Raw genomic sequence first — 15,120 nt, forward strand, 5'->3', positions numbered from 1 at the left:
TTCAACGAGACTTAGTGACTGGCGCTGTCCGTAGCGTGCTTCTGCGCGACGGCAGCGTGAGATTCAAATCAGCAAGCTAAGCATGTAGATCTACCCGGTGATGGCTTGCGGACGGGGGTTCGATTCCCCCCGGCTCCACCAACAAAGGCTCCGCAAGGGGTCGCAAAAGATAAAACCCCCAAGCAAATCAACGGCTTAGGGGCCGCATGACGTACATGAAGTTGCTTCGCAACGGCTTGAAGTGACCCGACAGATTCCTGGCTGACCGAGGTGTCATGCTACTGGCACGAGCGTCGGGGGTGGAATCGTTGGTGCCGCGCCGGCCCGCATTGCCCTATGTCGAAGCGGCGGGGCTCCCTCACAGAACACCGTGTCGGCGCAGGCGCGCGATCTCGTGGTCCGCTAGGCCCAGCCAGTCGACCAACACCTCGTCGGTGTGCTCGCCCAGCAGCGGCGGCGCACGCCGATACTCGACTGGCGAGCCCGACAGCCGGATCGGGTTGGCCACCAGCGGCACGTGGCCGGCCGTCGGGTGCGGCAGCTCGATGCGCACGCCGCGCGAGCGCACGTGCTCGTCCGCAAACACTTCGTCCAGCCGGTTGATCGGGCCGCAGGGTACAGCGACCGGGTCCAACGTCGCCGTCCACTCGAGCGTGGTCCGCAGCACCGTGGCCTGGCGCATCAACGGGATCAGCGTGGCGCGGTTCACTACCCTCTGCGGGTTGGTGCTGAAGCGCTCGTCGGCCGCCCATTCGGGATGCCCGGCGGCCGTGCAGAAGCGCGCGAACTGGCCATCGTTGCCTATGGCCAGGATCATGTCGCCGTCGGCAGTGGGGAAGTCTTGGTAGGGCACGACGGTAGGGTGTGCGTTGCCCATGCGTTCAGGCACAGAACCACTGTTCAGATAGCTCGATGCCTGGTTGGCCAACACGGCGATCTGCACGTCCAGCAAGGCCAGGTCGATGTGCTGGCCGAGGCCAGAGCGCTCGCGCTCGGCCAGTGCGGCCTGCACAGCAATGGTGGCGTACAGGCCCGTCATGATGTCGGTCAGTGGGACCCCGACCTTTTGCGGTCCGGCGCCTTCGGTGCCCTCGGCGCGGCCGGTCAGACTCATCAGCCCACCCATGCCCTGGATCAGGAAGTCGTAGCCGCCGCGCTGCGCGTAGGGGCCGGTCTGGCCGAAGCCGGTGATCGAGCACACCACCAGCCGCGGGTTCAGTGCGAGCATGCTCTTCGCGTCCAGCCCGTATTGCGCCAGGCCACCCTGCTTGAAGTTCTCCAGCAGGACGTCGGCCTGCTGCGCCAGTCGACGCACCAGCGCTTGACCGTCAGGTGCGGCCAAGTCGATGGTGACCGAGCGCTTGTTGCGGTTGGCGCACAGGAAGTAGGCGGCCTCGCCGGTGCTGTGGCCTTGCCTGTCGAGCAGGTAGGGCGGGCCCCAGGCGCGCGTGTCGTCGCCGACACCGGGGCGTTCGACCTTGACCACATCGGCCCCCAGGTCGCCCAGCAACTGGCCGGCCCAGGGGCCCGCCAGCACGCGCGAGAGATCCAGCACCCGCACTCCGGCCAGCGGTGCGGGGCGCGGCGCAGCAAGGCTCATTGTTGGGTGAGTAGCAGGGGGTCGTCCCACTGGAAAGCTGTCCGGAACATCGTTCGGGGAAGGGCCGCACGCAGAAGCCTTCACGTGCGACGGTTGTTGACTAGTGCGCGGAGATGCTAGGTGAAGCATCGGGATGTCGGCAAACGAAGAATGCTCATCCAGATATTCCGATCAAGAATATATGGACAACGCTTCCTCAAACACGAGTGGGCACTGTTTAGACGGTGCTGTTGTGCGCTGATCAAGGGGAGTGTCATGCGACGCAAGATTCCACCGCTTCAGGCCCTTGGCTGCTTCGACGCGGCCGCTCGACAGTAGCTACACCCCGGCGGCCGGCGAGCTGGCGCTCACCCAGGGGACCATTTCGCGGCAGATCGCATCGCTCGAGGGCTTTATTGGCACGACAATGTTCAGGCGCATACGCTGCGGCGTTGTCCTCACACCGGCCGGTGAGGCCTATGCCCGTCAGGTGACGGCCCGACTGGACGGGCTCGGTCTGGAGTTCGCAGTTGAGTAAGCATTCCAACTTGTTGATCGGAGACATCAGATGAGCATGAAGCCCGCACGCCGTTGCATCGACATCGGCATCGTGGTCAGCAACATCGCCAGGAGCCTGCGCTTCTACCAGGGCGTGCTGGGCCTCGAGAAGCTGGAGGAGGTCGAGGTCCCCTTCGGTCGGATGTATCGCCTGCGCTTCGGCGAGAGCTTCGTCAAGCTCGTCGATCCCAAGGAGAAGCCGCCGGCGGGGACGCAGGGTGTGGCGCGGGTCCTCGGCCTGCGCTACCTGACCTTCCCGGTCACGAACCTCGACGAGGTTTGTGCGGCCTGTGAGGCGGCCGGCGTGATCTTCGATCTGCCCAAGCGGGAGTTGATGCCCGGCGTCTTCATCGCGATGTTCCAGGATCCCGATGGCAATGTGGTGGAGCTGGTCGAGCGCCGCTGAGTCATGACACCGCGCCTCTACAAGCTTTAAGCACGAATTGCTGACATGGCGGATCACAAGTCGACCGTGTTTGCCGAAGGATTCGTGTGCTTCTCGAAGCTGAACCTTCGCCGGCAACCTGCATGCTGTGCACCAGCGCATGACGAGGATTGCATGACGCTTCGTGATGCAAGCGGCTGGACGGTCCGTCTGAACGCTGACGCCATTGCCCGTCACTCCTTCAGCGGTGCGTGGCGCGGCATCACGCTAGCGGGCAGTGCCAGCGAGCGGGCGCGCCAGATGCCGGGCCGTGTGGCCGCGGTCGACGGGCCGCTGCAAATCTCGGCTTCGCTGAGTTGTATGCGCAAGCCGCGCGGCGGGTGGCGTCCCTGCGTCGCTGCGGATTAAAGCGAGGCGATGTGCTCAGCTTCCAGTTGCCGAACCGGCATGAGACGATAGTCATCAACCTTGCCGCGTGCGCCCGCGCAGCCAGGAGTTCGGATGAACGCAGCAATGGGCTCCCCGGCCTGTCTGTCGCAGGCCACCGCGCGGCGCGCTGCGAATCGTCATGCGGCGCGGCATCGTTCGCGGCAAGGCGAACATCACGCCGCGACAGAAGAGTTCTACACGACGAGACGCACAACGGACTCCGTGATCGTCGCCGTTCCCGATAGAGGCGTCTCGAGCGCCCTTTCCACCCACCGTCCTCATCAATCAGGAGACACACCATGGCCAGTGCGCAATCCGACGAATTGAAGAATCTTTATGCAGGCTGGGTCACTGCGATGACCCAGAGACAGGACATGTCGCTCGATGAGATCCGGCGGCTGTTCTCGCATTGGGGCGATGTGACTACCGAGCCGGGCGGCGTTGATTACATCGAGGTCGATGCCGGCGGTGTGCCCGCCATGTGGGCCATTCCGAAGGGATGCGTGCAAGACCGTGCGCTGCTGTGCTCACACGGCGGCGGCTACGTGGTGGGATCGATGTACACCCATCGCAAATTGTTCGGGCACGTCGCCAAGGCCGTCGGCTGCCGGGCGTTGATCGTGGATTACCGACGTGCGCCGGAGAATCCCCATCCCGGTCCGGTCAACGACATGCTCACGGCCTACCGCTGGCTGTTGCAGCAGGACGGCCTGAGCGCTGCGCACATCGCCTTCACGGGAGATTCGGCCGGCGGCGCGCTGGCGCTAACCACGATCGCGGCGGCGCGACAGAACGGGCTGCCCATTCCGGCCGCGACGCTGCCGATGTCGCCCTGGGCGGGCTGGGACACCTCCGGGACGACCTACGACACGAACGAGAGCAGGGACGCGTTGGTGTCGCGCGGCACCACGAACGTTATGGGTTCCCTGTTCATCGGCCCGAACGGCGATCCGAAGCACCCCCTTGCCAACCCGCTCTACACGGACTACTCCGGCTTTCCGCCGATCTATATCCAGGTCGGCGATGCCGAGACCTTGGTGGACGACAGCCGCCGGATCGTGGAGCGCGCCAAGCAGGCCGGCGTTGACGTGAAACTTGATTTGTATGCCGACATGCAGCATGTCTTCCATTTCCTTGCCGGCACGGCGCCGGAAGCCGACGCCGCCATCCAGCAAATGGCGCAGTGGGTGCGACCCAAGCTCGGTCTGAGCTGATCGCCGCGGGGACCGTTAATAACGACAAATATGGAGACATGCTCATCATGAACGCGACTGAATCCAAGGCCTGCGCACCCGATGGTGTCGAGGCGACCAACGAGTTTGACGTGGTGGTGGTTGGCGCCGGCTTTTCGGGGGTCTACCAGTTGCACCGCTTGCGCGAACTCGGCTTCTCGGTGCGGCTGCTGGATGCCGGCGCCGATCTCGGCGGCATCTGGTACTGGAACTGCTACCCCGGTGCTCGGGTCGATTCGTACGCTCCCATCTACGAGTTCTCGGACGAGAAGCTGTGGCGCGATTGGAATTGGACCGAGATTTACCCCGGCTGGGAGGAATTGCGTCGCTATTTCAATTACGTCGACAGCAAATGGAACATCCGCAAGGACACGCAGTTCAACGCGCGCGTGACGGCAGCCAATTTCGACGAGCAGGACAGCCGGTGGACGCTGCAGACGAGCAGCGGCGAGCAGTTCCGCAGCCGCTTTGTCGTGCTATGCACCGGCTTTGCGGCCAAGCCCTACATCCCCAAGATCGAAGGCCTGGAGACATTCGTCGGACCCAAACCGCATACCGGCCTGTGGCCGCAGGAAGACCTCGATTTCGCCGGCAAGCGCGTCGGCGTGATCGGCACCGGCGCCAGTGCGATCCAGGTCACGCAGGAAGTGGCCAAGACCGCCGCCCATCTGACCGTATTCCAGCGCACACCCAACCTGGCCCTGCCCATGGGCCCGCGCAAGACCGACGTCCAAACTCAGACCAAGCTGAAGGCCGGTTATCCGGATCGTTTCGCCATCCGGCGTCATACCTTCGCCGGCTTCGACTTCGACTTCATTCCCAAGGGGGCGCTGGAAGTGTCGCCGGAGGAGCGCAAAGCCACCTACGAGGGGCTGTGGGCCAAGGCTGGCTTTTACTTCTGGCTGGGAACCTTCAACGACGTGCTGATAAAGAAGGAAGCCAACGACACGGCCTACGGGTTTTGGCGCGACAAGACGCGACCCCGCATCAAGGATCCGGCCATCGCGAAGAAGCTCGCCCCCGATACCGCGCCGTATGCCTTCGGTACCAAACGCCCGTGCCTCGAGAACGGCTTCTTCGAGGTGTTCAACCAGAGCAACGTGAGCTTGGTCGACATCCGCGAGAACCCAATCCAGCGGGTCACACCGAACGGTGTCGTCACGCAGGATGGCAAGGAACACACGCTTGACATTCTGGTGCTTGCCACCGGCTTCGATGCGGTGACGGGGGGCATCCTCAACATCGACATCCGCGGTGTCGGCGGCGTCACCATCAACGACCGCTGGCGCGACGGCGTCCGAGCCAACCTGGGACTGGCCAGCGCCGGCTTCCCGAACCTGCTGTTCGTGTATGGCCCGCAAGCGCCGACTGCCTTCCTGAATGGCCCGACGGCCGCCGAGCTGCAGGGTGACATCGTGATCGAGTGCCTCGAGTACATGCGTGAGAAGGGCTACAAGCGAATTGAATCGACACCGCAGGCGGACGACGCCTGGGCTGCCCACACCAACGAGGTGGCGGCCATGACGCTGTTCCCCCAGACCGACTCCTGGTACATGGGCGCCAACATTCCCGGCAAAAAGCGGGAGAGTCTCAACTACCCGGGCGGGCTGCCCCTCTACCTGCAGAAATGCCAGGAAAGCGCGCAGAACGGCTATGAGGGCTTCGTGCTCACAGCATGAGTGAAGCGCATCTTGACCGCGGCGAGCAGGTTTTTTGCCGGGCGGCCGCTTGCGCAGGCCGTCGAGGAGCGGGCGGCCGCATGCCCCTCGCGCAGCCGACCAGACCATCGGTCGTTGCGGCTGGGCGGCCGGCCGCCAACGACCGCCGACATTCGGAAAGCCCACGCGCGCACCACTAGATTCTGAAACATGGAATGGCTTTGCTGAATTACGGGAACCCCATTCGCTTCGAGTTCGGCGCCGTGAAGCATTTGCCCGAGGCTCTGGCAAAACTCGGGATCGTGCGCCCCCTGATCGCCACCGATGCGGGTCTGCGCGCGGCCGGGCTGGTCGAGCGAATCGTCGACACCCTCGACTTGCCGGAACCCGTGTGCATCTACGACGCAACGCCGGCCAATCCGACCGAAGACGCCGTGACCGAGGCGCTGGCGCTGTACCGCAGCGCAGGCTGCGACGGTGTCGTGTGCCTCGGTGGCGGCTCGCCGATGGACCTGGGCAAGGCGGTGGCTCTGCTGGCACTCAGCGGTGGCCCCCTCGATCAATACGACCCCTTGAAAGGCGGCAACAAGCGGGTCAAAGAGGTCGCGCCGCTGATTGCGATCCCGACCACCGCGGGCACCGGCAGCGAAGCGTCGATGGGCTTCCTGATCAGCATGAACGATGGCCGCAAGCTCACCTTCGTAAACCCGCAGTTCCTGCCCAAGATGTCACTGTGTGACCCGGAGCTGACGCTGGGCCTTTCGCCGCTGACGACGGCGGCCACCGGCATGGATGCCATCACGCACTGCATCGAGGCGATCCTCGCCCCCAGCGATAACCCGCCGGCCGACGGGATCGGACTCGACGGTCTCTGGCGCGGCTGGCGCCACCTGCGGCGGGCGGTCGAAGACGGGTCGGACCGCCAGGCGCGCTGGGAAATGATGATGGCATCGACCGAAGGTGCGCTGGCCTTCGTAAAGGGGCTGGGCGCCGTGCATTCGATGAGCCACGCGGCGGGGCGCCTCAAGTCGCTGCGCCTGCACCACGGCACCCTCAATGCCGTGATCCTGCCCGCCGTGCTGCGCTTCAACGAGCGCGCCTGCGCGCGGCCGTATGTGCGCATCCGACAGGCGATGGGGCTGCCCGAGGGCGCGGACCTGGCGCGCGAGATCGAACGCATGAACGCTGCAATCGGGCTGCCCAAGGGGCTGGCCGCGATGGGTTTGTCGGCCGACCTGATCGATGACATGCTGCCGCACGCAGTGGCCGACCTTTCGACGCGCACCAACGCCAGGCCGATCGGCGCCGAGGACTACGCGATGCTGTTTCGCGAGGCCATGTGATGCCGATGGCACGCAAGAGAATCCTGCTGACAGGCGCCTCCTCCGGCATCGGCCGAGCGTGCTGCGAGCTGCTCGCGGCCGATGGCGACGAAGTCGTCGGTCTGGACATCCAGACCGCGCCGCCGCAGGCCGCGCAGCACGTGCAGTGCGACTTGTCGGAGCCCGACTCCATCGATGCGGCCCTGCGCCAGATCGACGGACGCTTCGATGCCCTGCTCAACGTGGCCGGCGTGCCCGGCACGGTGGACCCGGCCCTGATCATGAGGGTCAACATCCTGGGTCTGAAGCATCTGACCGAAGCGGTGATCGACCGGCTGAACCCGGGCGGCGCGATCGTCAGCGTCGCCTCGATCGCCGGCTTCAACTGGCAGCGACGCCTTGCGCAGCTCACACAATTTCTGGCGCAGCCCGACTTCGCCGCCGGCCTGCGCTGGTTCGAGCAGCATCCGCTGGACGCCAATGGCGCCTACCACTTCAGCAAGGAGGCGGTGGTCGTCTACACGATGCAACTGGCCGGGCCAGCCCGCTCCCGTGGCTTGCGCTGCAACAGCGTGAGCCCCGGACCGGTGGACACGCCGCTGCTGCCGGCCTTCAAGATCCAGGCCGGAGCGGGCCAGCTCGATTGGGTGATCGAGCAGACCGGTGGCGCATCGACACCGATGGACATCGCCCACGTGCTGCGCTTCCTGGCGACCGGGCCGTCCGACTGCATCAATGGGCGCGATCTGGCGGTCGATCGCGGTTTGACGGCGGGCCTCGTCACCGGCTGGATCGACAAGAACGACTCGCCGCTGCTCAACAGCCGCAAGACGCAGGCACCGTGATGAGCCGAGCGATACCACCGGTGTTGCGCACCGGCAGCTTCCTGGCGCGCTCGGCGGGCCGCCACCCCGCAGGGGGGAGACGGACATGAACCAGGCAGCCTGCGAAAGCGACGACGCGCTGCTGCGCGAGAGCGCTTCGCGCCTGTTTCGTGATCACGTCACGGCGGCCGTGCTGGCGGGAGTCGAACGCGGCGAATGGCCTGCCACCCTCTGGCAGGCCATCGCCGATGCCGGCTTGCCGGCGGCCCTGCTGCCCGAGTCGGCTGGCGGTTTCGGCGTGCCGGTGTCCGACGCGCTGGGCCTGCTGCGCGAGGCAGGTCGGGTCGGGCTGCCGGTGCCGCTGCCCGAGACCATGCTGGCCGGCTGGCTGCTGGCCGGTGCCGGCCTGCCGGTACCCGACGGGCCGCTCGCGCTGGTCGCCGGCGCGGGGCTCGAGCTTCAGCCCGAGCGCTCGGGTTGGCGATTGAGCGGTGAGTGCAGCGGCGTGGCCTGGGGCCGCGCCGCTGTGGCCGTGGTGGCGCTGGTGATGGCGCAGGACCGGGCCTTCGTCGCCGTGCTGCGCCGCCCCGGGGATTGGGCGCTGCAGCCCGTCATGAATGTCGCTGGCGAGCCGCGCGACAGCTTGCGCTTTGATGCGTCGCTGCCGGGCGCGGCGGTGGCCGGCGCGGCGCGGGGCATCGGGCTGCCGCAACTGCGCGCGGCCGGCGCGGTGACGCGCAGTCTGATGATCGCGGGCGCCTTGCAGCGAATCACCGAGATGACGGTGCAGTACGCCGGCGAGCGGCGTCAGTTCGGCAAGCCCATTGGCGGCTTCCAGGCCGTGCAGCAGAACCTGGCCGTGCTGGCCGCTCAGGCAGCCGCGGCCACCGCCGCCGCCGACCTTGGCGCTCAGGGTTTCGCCGAGGGGCTGCGTCTGCCGGCGATCGCTGTGGCCAAGAGTCGTGCGGGCGAAGCCGCCGGCATCGGCGCGGCCATTGCGCACCAGATCCACGGCGCGATCGGCTTCACCTACGAGCACAGCCTGCACTTCCTGACCCGGCGTCTGTGGGCCTGGCGCGACGAATACGGCGGCGAGGCCGAGTGGAATCTGCTGCTCGGACGGCATCTCGCGGCCGCCGGAGCCGACCGACTCTGGCCCGAGCTCACCGCGCTGTAGGGGCTCGCGAAGATGTCCTCGCTGTTCTCCTTCCCTTCGCCGCCGCCGTGCCCGCAAGCCGAAGCGCTGCGCGGCGAGGTGCGCGATTTCCTCGCGACCGAGCTCGCCGAGCGCAGTCCCTTGCGACGCGCCGAGAGCTGGAATGGTTTTGACGCCGACTTCAGCCGCAGGCTCGGCGCACGCGGCTGGATCGGCATGACCTGGCCCAAGCGCTACGGCGGTCATGAGCGCAGCGCACTGGAGCGCTACGTGGTGCTGGAGGAGATGCTCGCGGCCGGCGCGCCAGTGGCCGCGCACTGGATCGCCGACCGCCAGAGCGGCCCGAACCTGCTGCGCTACGGCACCGAGGCGCAGCGCCTGAGCTTGCTGCCACGCATGGCCGCGGGCGAGCATTTCTTCTGCATCGGCATGAGCGAGCCGGACGCCGGCTCCGACCTGGCGTCCGTGCGCACCCGCGCGACGCGTGTCGCGGGCGGCTGGGTCGTCAACGGCACCAAGCTCTGGACCACCAACGCCCATCTGTGCCACACGATGATCATGTTCTGCCGCACCGGCCGGCCAGACGAAACCGCCGATCGCCACGGCGGCACCAGCCAGTTTCTCGTCGACCTCACACTGCCGGGCGTCACGATCCGTTCCATTGATGCCTTGACCGGCGAGCACCATTTCAACGAGGTGGTGTTGCAGGACCTGTTCCTGCCCGAGACCGCGCTGATCGGCACCGAGGGCGGCGGCTGGTCGCAGGTGATGAGCGAACTCGCCTTCGAGCGCAGCGGCCCGGAGCGTTTTCTTTCTTCGTTCGCACTGCTGGTCGAGTTGATGCGCGTGATCGGGCGCGACCCGTCGGAGCGCGCGGCGATTGCCGTGGGCCGCCTGGCGGCGCACATCGCCAGCCTGCGCCGCCTGTCGCGCTCGGTGGCCGGGCTGCTGGCGGCGGGGGCCGATCCGGCGCTGCAAGCAGCGATGGTCAAGGACCTGGGCGCGCTGGTCGAGCAGGAGATTGTGGAGATCGCCCGCCAGCTCGTCCCGCCCGAGGCCGGCGGCGACACCTATGCGGCCGTGCTGGCCTATCTGACCCTGCATGCGCCGTCCTTCTCGCTGCGCGGCGGCACACGCGAAATCCTGCGCGGCATCATCGCCCGCGGTCTTGGCTTGCGATAAGGAGTGCGCTCATGATGGATTCAGTGCTGTTCGCGCAGGACGGCGGCGTGGTCACCCTCACGCTGAACCAGCCCGAACGTCGCAACCCGATCTCGGAGGCCGGCATGGTGGATGCACTGGTCGGCGCGCTGGAGCGGCTGAGCGCCACGCGCGACGTGCGGGTCGCGATCCTGACCGGCGCCGGCTCGGCGTTCTCATCCGGCGGTGACCTGCGCGCGATGGCGGCCGATCTGGATGCGCGAGCACAGGCTCCGCTCGACACGCCGGCCTACTACACGCGCGGCATCCAGCGCATCACGCGCGCCTTTGCTGCGCTGGACGTGCCGATCATCGCCGCGGTCAACGGCCCCGCGGTCGGGGCGGGTTGCGATCTCGCCTGCATGTGCGACATCCGCATTGCGGGCGAGAGTGCGCGCTTCGCCGAAAGCTTCGTCAAGGTGGGCATCATTCCCGGCGACGGCGGCGCCTGGCTGCTGCCGCGCGTGGTCGGCTTCTCCAAGGCCTGCGAGATGACGTTCACCGGCGACATGCTGGACGCGCCAGCCGCCCTGGCCTGCGGCCTGGTGTCGCGCGTGGTGCCCGATGCCGAGCTGCTGTCGGCCGCCCGCGCGCTGGCCGATCGCATCGCCGCCAACCCGCCGCACGCGCTGCGCATGGCCAAGCGTCTGCTGCAGCAGGGCCGGGAGATGGCGCAACTCCCCTTGCTCGAACTGGCCGCGCAGATGCAGGCCCTGGCCCACACCTCTCAGGATCACCGCGAGGCCGTCACGGCCTTCCTGGAAAAGCGGCCGCCGCAGTTCACCGGTCAATGAGGCCGGCGCAGGCACACGCCACCGCGCTCCACTGCGACGCTTGCCACGTACCATTTCGGTCATGACATCGAACACGACCCCCGAGCCCCTTGGAGCCGATGCTCCCGAATCGTTGCGCGAGCCCGGCCTGTGGCGCGACAACGGTTGGACGGCGCGCGTCATCAAGAATGAAGACGACGAAGGCTGGGCCGTGGAGATGATCAAGCAGGGCGTTGCCGAACCTGCGTTGGTGGGCCCCTGGACGATGGGGCGCGACAAGAAAAACCCCAAGCCCCTGGACACGGCGGCGTTCAACACGCTGGTAAAGACCGCCTCGGAAGTACTGCGCCGCCACGAGCAGCAATTGCATGCGCGGCTGCACAAGCGCCTCACCGTGGCCGCGCAGGCCGGGGCGATCACCGTCATGCTCGACATCGTGCCCGACGACGACGACGCCTACGCGGTGCTGAGTGCGTCGGACGTGGCCGGTGAGCCGCTGGCCAGCGTGCGCGTGGCCGCGGGCTTCAGGCTAGATGCAGCCAGCGCCAGCGCGTGGATCGAGAACGGATTCAACAAGCCGCGTTGACGCACGCGGGGCACGTTGCGCGCGCCGGGCACGGCGCTCTTGCTGCACGGCGCGGCGCTCTCGCGCGGACGGCTCAGCCGGCCGTCACCGGCAGCTCGCGCGCGGTCAGCCACAGCCGCACATCGAATTCCAACTGGTGGTAATTGGCCTCCATATGCGAGCACAGCGCGTAGAAGCGCTTGTCATGCGCGGGCTCCTTCAGGTGCGCCAGCTCATGCACGGCGATCATCCTCAGGAAGGCGGCCGGGGCTTGCTTGAACAGGCTAGCCACGCGGATTTCATGCTTGCTCTGTAGCCGCGTTCCCTGCACGCGCGACACGCTGGCGTGCGTGCCCAGGGCGTTGCGCACGACCTGCAGCCGGCTGTCGTAGACCACCTTGGCCAGCGGTGGGGCATTGCGCAGGAAGCGGCGCTTGAGCTCGGCCACGTAGTCGTACAGCGCCGGGTCGGTGCGCACATCGTGGGCGTCGGGGTAGCGCTCGCGCAGGCTCTCGCCCAGGCGGCCCTGCGCGATGAGCTGGCTCACCCGGGCCAGCAGTTCGGGCGGGTAGCCGAGCAGGTACTTCATGGCGCGACGCGGTACCGGTCTACGCGAGCAGCGCCCGCTCGATGCGGTGGCGTGCCACCCGCGTCTTCGGCACCGGCAGGTCGAACCAGCTGCGCACGTCTTCGTCCAGCCCCAGGCCGTGCATGTAGTTGTAGAGCGCCTTCTTCAGGGCCCCGCCTAGCGCGTCGTGGTTCACGCCGCTCGGGTCGATGAAGCCGATGTCGTTCTTGGCAAAACTCACCCGCGGCAGCGGCTGCAAGGTCACGCCGTAGGCCGCGGGGTCGCGGCCCACCGGTGAATGCACGGTGCAGGCAAAACGGTGGAAGAAGCCCGACTGGATGCAGCCCGCCGCGAACAGCTGGCGCACGTACTCGAGCGCGTCCACCGTGTCCTGGACGGTCTGGGTGGGAAACCCATACATCAGGTAGGCGTGTACCAGGATGCCGGCGTCGGAAAACCCGCGTGTGACGCGAGCGACCTGGTCGACCGAGACGCCTTTTTTCATGAGTGTGAGCAGCCGGTCGGAAGCGACCTCCAGCCCACCGGAGATGGCGATGCAGCCGCTGTCGGCCAGCTGCCGGCACAGCGCGGGAGTGAACGACTTCTCGAAACGGATGTTGCCCCACCAAGAGATCGCCAACTTGCGCCGTTCCAGCTCAACGGCGAGCGCCTTGAGCGACTTGGGCGGAGCGGCCTCGTCGACGAAGTGAAAGCCGGTCTCGCCGGTCTCCTTGACGATGGTCTCGATACGGTCCACCAGCGTGTGGGCGGTGGCGGCATCAAAGCGCGAGATGTAGTCCAGGCTCACGTCGCAGAAGCTGCACTTCTTCCAGTAGCAGCCGTGCGCGACGGTCAGCTTGTTCCAGCGCCCGTCGGACCACAGCCGGTGCATCGGGTTGAGCATGTCCAGCAGCGACAGGTAGCGTTCGAGCGGCAGACCGTCCCAGGTGGGCGTGCCGACGTCGGCGAAGGGCACGTCGGCCTCGACGAAGTTGATGTAGCGCACCGTGGCCGACGCCGCGCTCGCCGGTGCGCGCTCTGGCGTGGTCTCCTCACGCGTGCGCACGAAGGTGCGCACCAGCCGGCTCTGCGACCGCTTGCCCGCCAGGTGTTCCAGCAGCGCGAGCAGCGGCCGCTCGCCGGCGTCGAGCGTGAGGTAGTCGAAATGGTCGAACACGCGCGGCTCGGTCAGTTCACGCAGCTCGGTGTTGACGAAGCCGCCGCCGAGCGCGGTGACGATGCCCGGGTCGTGCGCCTTGATGGCCTGCGCGATGCGAAACGCCGCGTAGACCGCGCCGGGGAAGGGCACCGACACCAGCACGAGCGTGGGCCGGTGGCGCTCGAGCGCGGCCAAGGTCAGCGCGCGCAACAGCAGGTCCACCAGGTTGAGCGGCGCCGCCAGGGCTTGGGCCAGCGGCTCGAAGGTGGGCTGGCTCTGCGCCAGGCTCTCGCCGTAGCGCACGAACTCGAAGCGCGGGTCGACTGCGTCGCGCACGACGTCGGCGATGTCGTTGAGGTAGAGCGTTGCCACGTGGCGGGCGCGGTCCTGCACGCCCAGCACGCCGAAGGCCCAGGCCATCGGGTCGCCGCCGCCTTGGTCTTCGTACACGGCCAGCGATTCAAACCGCGACCCTTCGGGCAGGAAGTCGCGGCTGGCGATGCGGTGCGCGAGTGTCGCGTCACGTCCCTGCAGGAATGCCACAGTGGGCGCGATCGTCATTGCGTAGCGGTCGAAGCGTGCGTCGAAAGCCGTGACCAGCGGTGTGCGCTGGGGTGCCGTCAGGTCCGCGATGTGCGCGCGGATCGCCGCCAGGCCGCCGGGCGACAACAGTTCAAGGGCGAGCCCCAAGGCCAGGTCTTCCTGCACCGCATCGATGTCACGCGAGCGCAGGAAGCCAGTCAGGTAGGCCGTCGACGGGTAGGGCGTGTTGAGCTGCGTCATCGGCGCGATGACGGACAGGACGCGGACAGGCTGGGACGGCATGGTGAGCGAGGCGGTAAGCGAAGGGTCGCGGGCGTGGCGGGATCGGGGCTCGCCCTTGCCGAGGCACGCACCGCTTATCGGCGACCTGGTACTCAGGGCGAGGCGCCGATTCTCCGCGCTGATTCGTCAGCGCCGGTTGCCGGGCGACACCGGCGCTCGGACTCGAGCTTCCTTCTAATGCCCGGCAACCGCTACTGCCTGGGCATCTGACCTGGACTCGTCGAATCCGGCATGTCCGAACGGCTGTTACCGCTGCCGCGCATCGAGCCGTCGCCCGAGCCGCTGTCATCGGACTCGGCCTTCGTCATGCAGTCGGCGCGTGCCGGAGCCTCGGTCAAGTCCTTGCACGCCTGCATGGCATCGGCCTTGGAGCCGCCCGCGCGTTTGTCGCCCATCGGCGCATCGCTGGCACCGCGCACGCGCACGAGAAAGCGGCAAGTGCCGCGCGTGTGTGAAGCTTCATGGCAATGGGCCTTCCGACCGGCCGATGTGGCCGAAGCCAAGCGCGGCAAACCTCATGCTCGGCGCCGCGCTGCACTCGCTGGTGCGTGCGCTGCGTGCGTTGCCGTGGCGCGCGAGCTCGCGAGAGCCGCGTTCGCCTGCGCCGCCCCGGGAGATTCGGCGTGTCAGTTCCGAATTGCCGATTGGACCGCGGGTATAAACCTTGTGCGGTCAACAATGGACCTTCACGTCCCGTTTGCCGCCGCGGATCGCCACGGGTTCACCCATCCATGGCCCTCGGCTCTTGCAGGAACAGCCGCCACCCCTGATGCGGCAGACTTTCCTGGCAGCAATGCACGCCTACCGCTGACCGGCTCCCGACAAACCCCGGGACCGCTTCAGGCTAGCCACCGGTAGTCTCTTGTGATGCCACCGAGCTGCCTTCG

Annotated in this window: 15 protein-coding genes and 1 other RNA gene; 12 read left to right on the forward strand and 4 right to left on the reverse strand. The window is 67.2% G+C overall.

Annotation, left to right across the window (positions count from 1 at the left end; genetic code table 11):
* Positions 1–141: a transfer-messenger RNA gene (ssrA, locus tag RMO12_RS01365) on the forward strand; the annotation flags it as partial.
* 217 nt (positions 142–358) lie between these two features.
* Here ssrA and RMO12_RS01370 read toward each other — a convergent pair.
* Positions 359–1,600: a CaiB/BaiF CoA-transferase family protein gene (locus RMO12_RS01370; protein ID WP_309637928.1), complete on the reverse strand. Its 1,242-nt coding sequence runs from the start codon at positions 1,598–1,600 to the stop codon at positions 359–361.
* Between the two features lie 286 nt (positions 1,601–1,886).
* On the opposite strand from RMO12_RS01370, the gene RMO12_RS01375 reads away from it, so the two are divergent.
* From RMO12_RS01375 to RMO12_RS01425, 11 genes are all read left to right on the forward strand, one after another.
* On the forward strand, positions 1,887–2,117 hold the full coding sequence (locus RMO12_RS01375) for a LysR family transcriptional regulator (RefSeq protein WP_405029600.1): 231 nt from the start codon (positions 1,887–1,889) through the stop codon (positions 2,115–2,117).
* Between the two features lie 36 nt (positions 2,118–2,153).
* On the forward strand, positions 2,154–2,543 hold the full coding sequence (locus RMO12_RS01380; RefSeq protein WP_309624768.1) for a VOC family protein: 390 nt from the start codon (positions 2,154–2,156) through the stop codon (positions 2,541–2,543).
* Between the two features lie 45 nt (positions 2,544–2,588).
* Entirely contained in the window at positions 2,589–2,930 is a 342-nt protein-coding gene (locus RMO12_RS01385) for a hypothetical protein (RefSeq protein WP_309624769.1), read from the forward strand.
* A 320-nt stretch (positions 2,931–3,250) separates the two neighbouring features.
* Entirely contained in the window at positions 3,251–4,165 is a 915-nt protein-coding gene (locus RMO12_RS01390) for an alpha/beta hydrolase (RefSeq protein WP_309624770.1), read from the forward strand.
* Entirely contained in the window at positions 4,135–5,862 is a 1,728-nt protein-coding gene (locus RMO12_RS01395; protein WP_309637929.1) for an NAD(P)/FAD-dependent oxidoreductase, read from the forward strand. Before RMO12_RS01390 ends, RMO12_RS01395 begins: the two co-directional genes overlap by 31 nt.
* Before the next feature lie 194 nt (positions 5,863–6,056).
* On the forward strand, positions 6,057–7,184 hold the full coding sequence (locus RMO12_RS01400; RefSeq protein ID WP_309637930.1) for an iron-containing alcohol dehydrogenase: 1,128 nt from the start codon (positions 6,057–6,059) through the stop codon (positions 7,182–7,184).
* A gap of 5 nt (positions 7,185–7,189) precedes the next feature.
* Complete coding sequence (locus RMO12_RS01405; protein ID WP_309637931.1) at positions 7,190–8,008, forward strand: coniferyl-alcohol dehydrogenase; 819 nt, start codon at positions 7,190–7,192, stop codon at positions 8,006–8,008.
* Between the two features lie 85 nt (positions 8,009–8,093).
* Complete coding sequence (locus RMO12_RS01410) at positions 8,094–9,164, forward strand: acyl-CoA dehydrogenase family protein (RefSeq protein ID WP_309624773.1); 1,071 nt, start codon at positions 8,094–8,096, stop codon at positions 9,162–9,164.
* 12 nt (positions 9,165–9,176) lie between these two features.
* Positions 9,177–10,325 (forward strand): acyl-CoA dehydrogenase family protein, encoded by a 1,149-nt coding sequence (locus RMO12_RS01415; protein WP_309624774.1) that lies wholly within the window; start codon positions 9,177–9,179, stop codon positions 10,323–10,325.
* A gap of 11 nt (positions 10,326–10,336) precedes the next feature.
* The gene (locus RMO12_RS01420) at positions 10,337–11,137 is read left to right on the forward strand and encodes a crotonase/enoyl-CoA hydratase family protein (protein ID WP_309624775.1); all 801 of its coding nucleotides are present in this window, start codon (positions 10,337–10,339) and stop codon (positions 11,135–11,137) included.
* Positions 11,138–11,198: 61 nt separating this feature from the next.
* Positions 11,199–11,702, forward strand: coding sequence for a hypothetical protein (locus RMO12_RS01425; RefSeq protein ID WP_309637932.1), 504 nt, complete (start codon positions 11,199–11,201; stop codon positions 11,700–11,702).
* Between the two features lie 73 nt (positions 11,703–11,775).
* On the opposite strand, the gene RMO12_RS01430 is transcribed toward RMO12_RS01425, so the two are convergent.
* The 3 genes from RMO12_RS01430 to RMO12_RS01440 all read right to left on the reverse strand — a co-directional run bounded on the left by RMO12_RS01430 (position 11,776) and on the right by RMO12_RS01440 (position 14,628).
* Positions 11,776–12,270: a YgjP-like metallopeptidase domain-containing protein gene (locus tag RMO12_RS01430; protein ID WP_309624777.1), complete on the reverse strand. Its 495-nt coding sequence runs from the start codon at positions 12,268–12,270 to the stop codon at positions 11,776–11,778.
* Between the two features lie 19 nt (positions 12,271–12,289).
* A complete protein-coding gene (locus tag RMO12_RS01435; RefSeq protein WP_309637933.1) occupies positions 12,290–14,233 on the reverse strand; it encodes a B12-binding domain-containing radical SAM protein in 1,944 nt (647 codons plus the stop codon).
* Between the two features lie 191 nt (positions 14,234–14,424).
* Positions 14,425–14,628, reverse strand: coding sequence for a hypothetical protein (locus tag RMO12_RS01440; RefSeq protein WP_309637934.1), 204 nt, complete (start codon positions 14,626–14,628; stop codon positions 14,425–14,427).
* Between the last annotated feature and the right edge of the window lie 492 nt (positions 14,629–15,120).

The organism is Methylibium sp. (assembly GCF_031393925.1).
Classification (GTDB): Bacteria; Pseudomonadota; Gammaproteobacteria; order Burkholderiales; family Burkholderiaceae_C; genus Methylibium.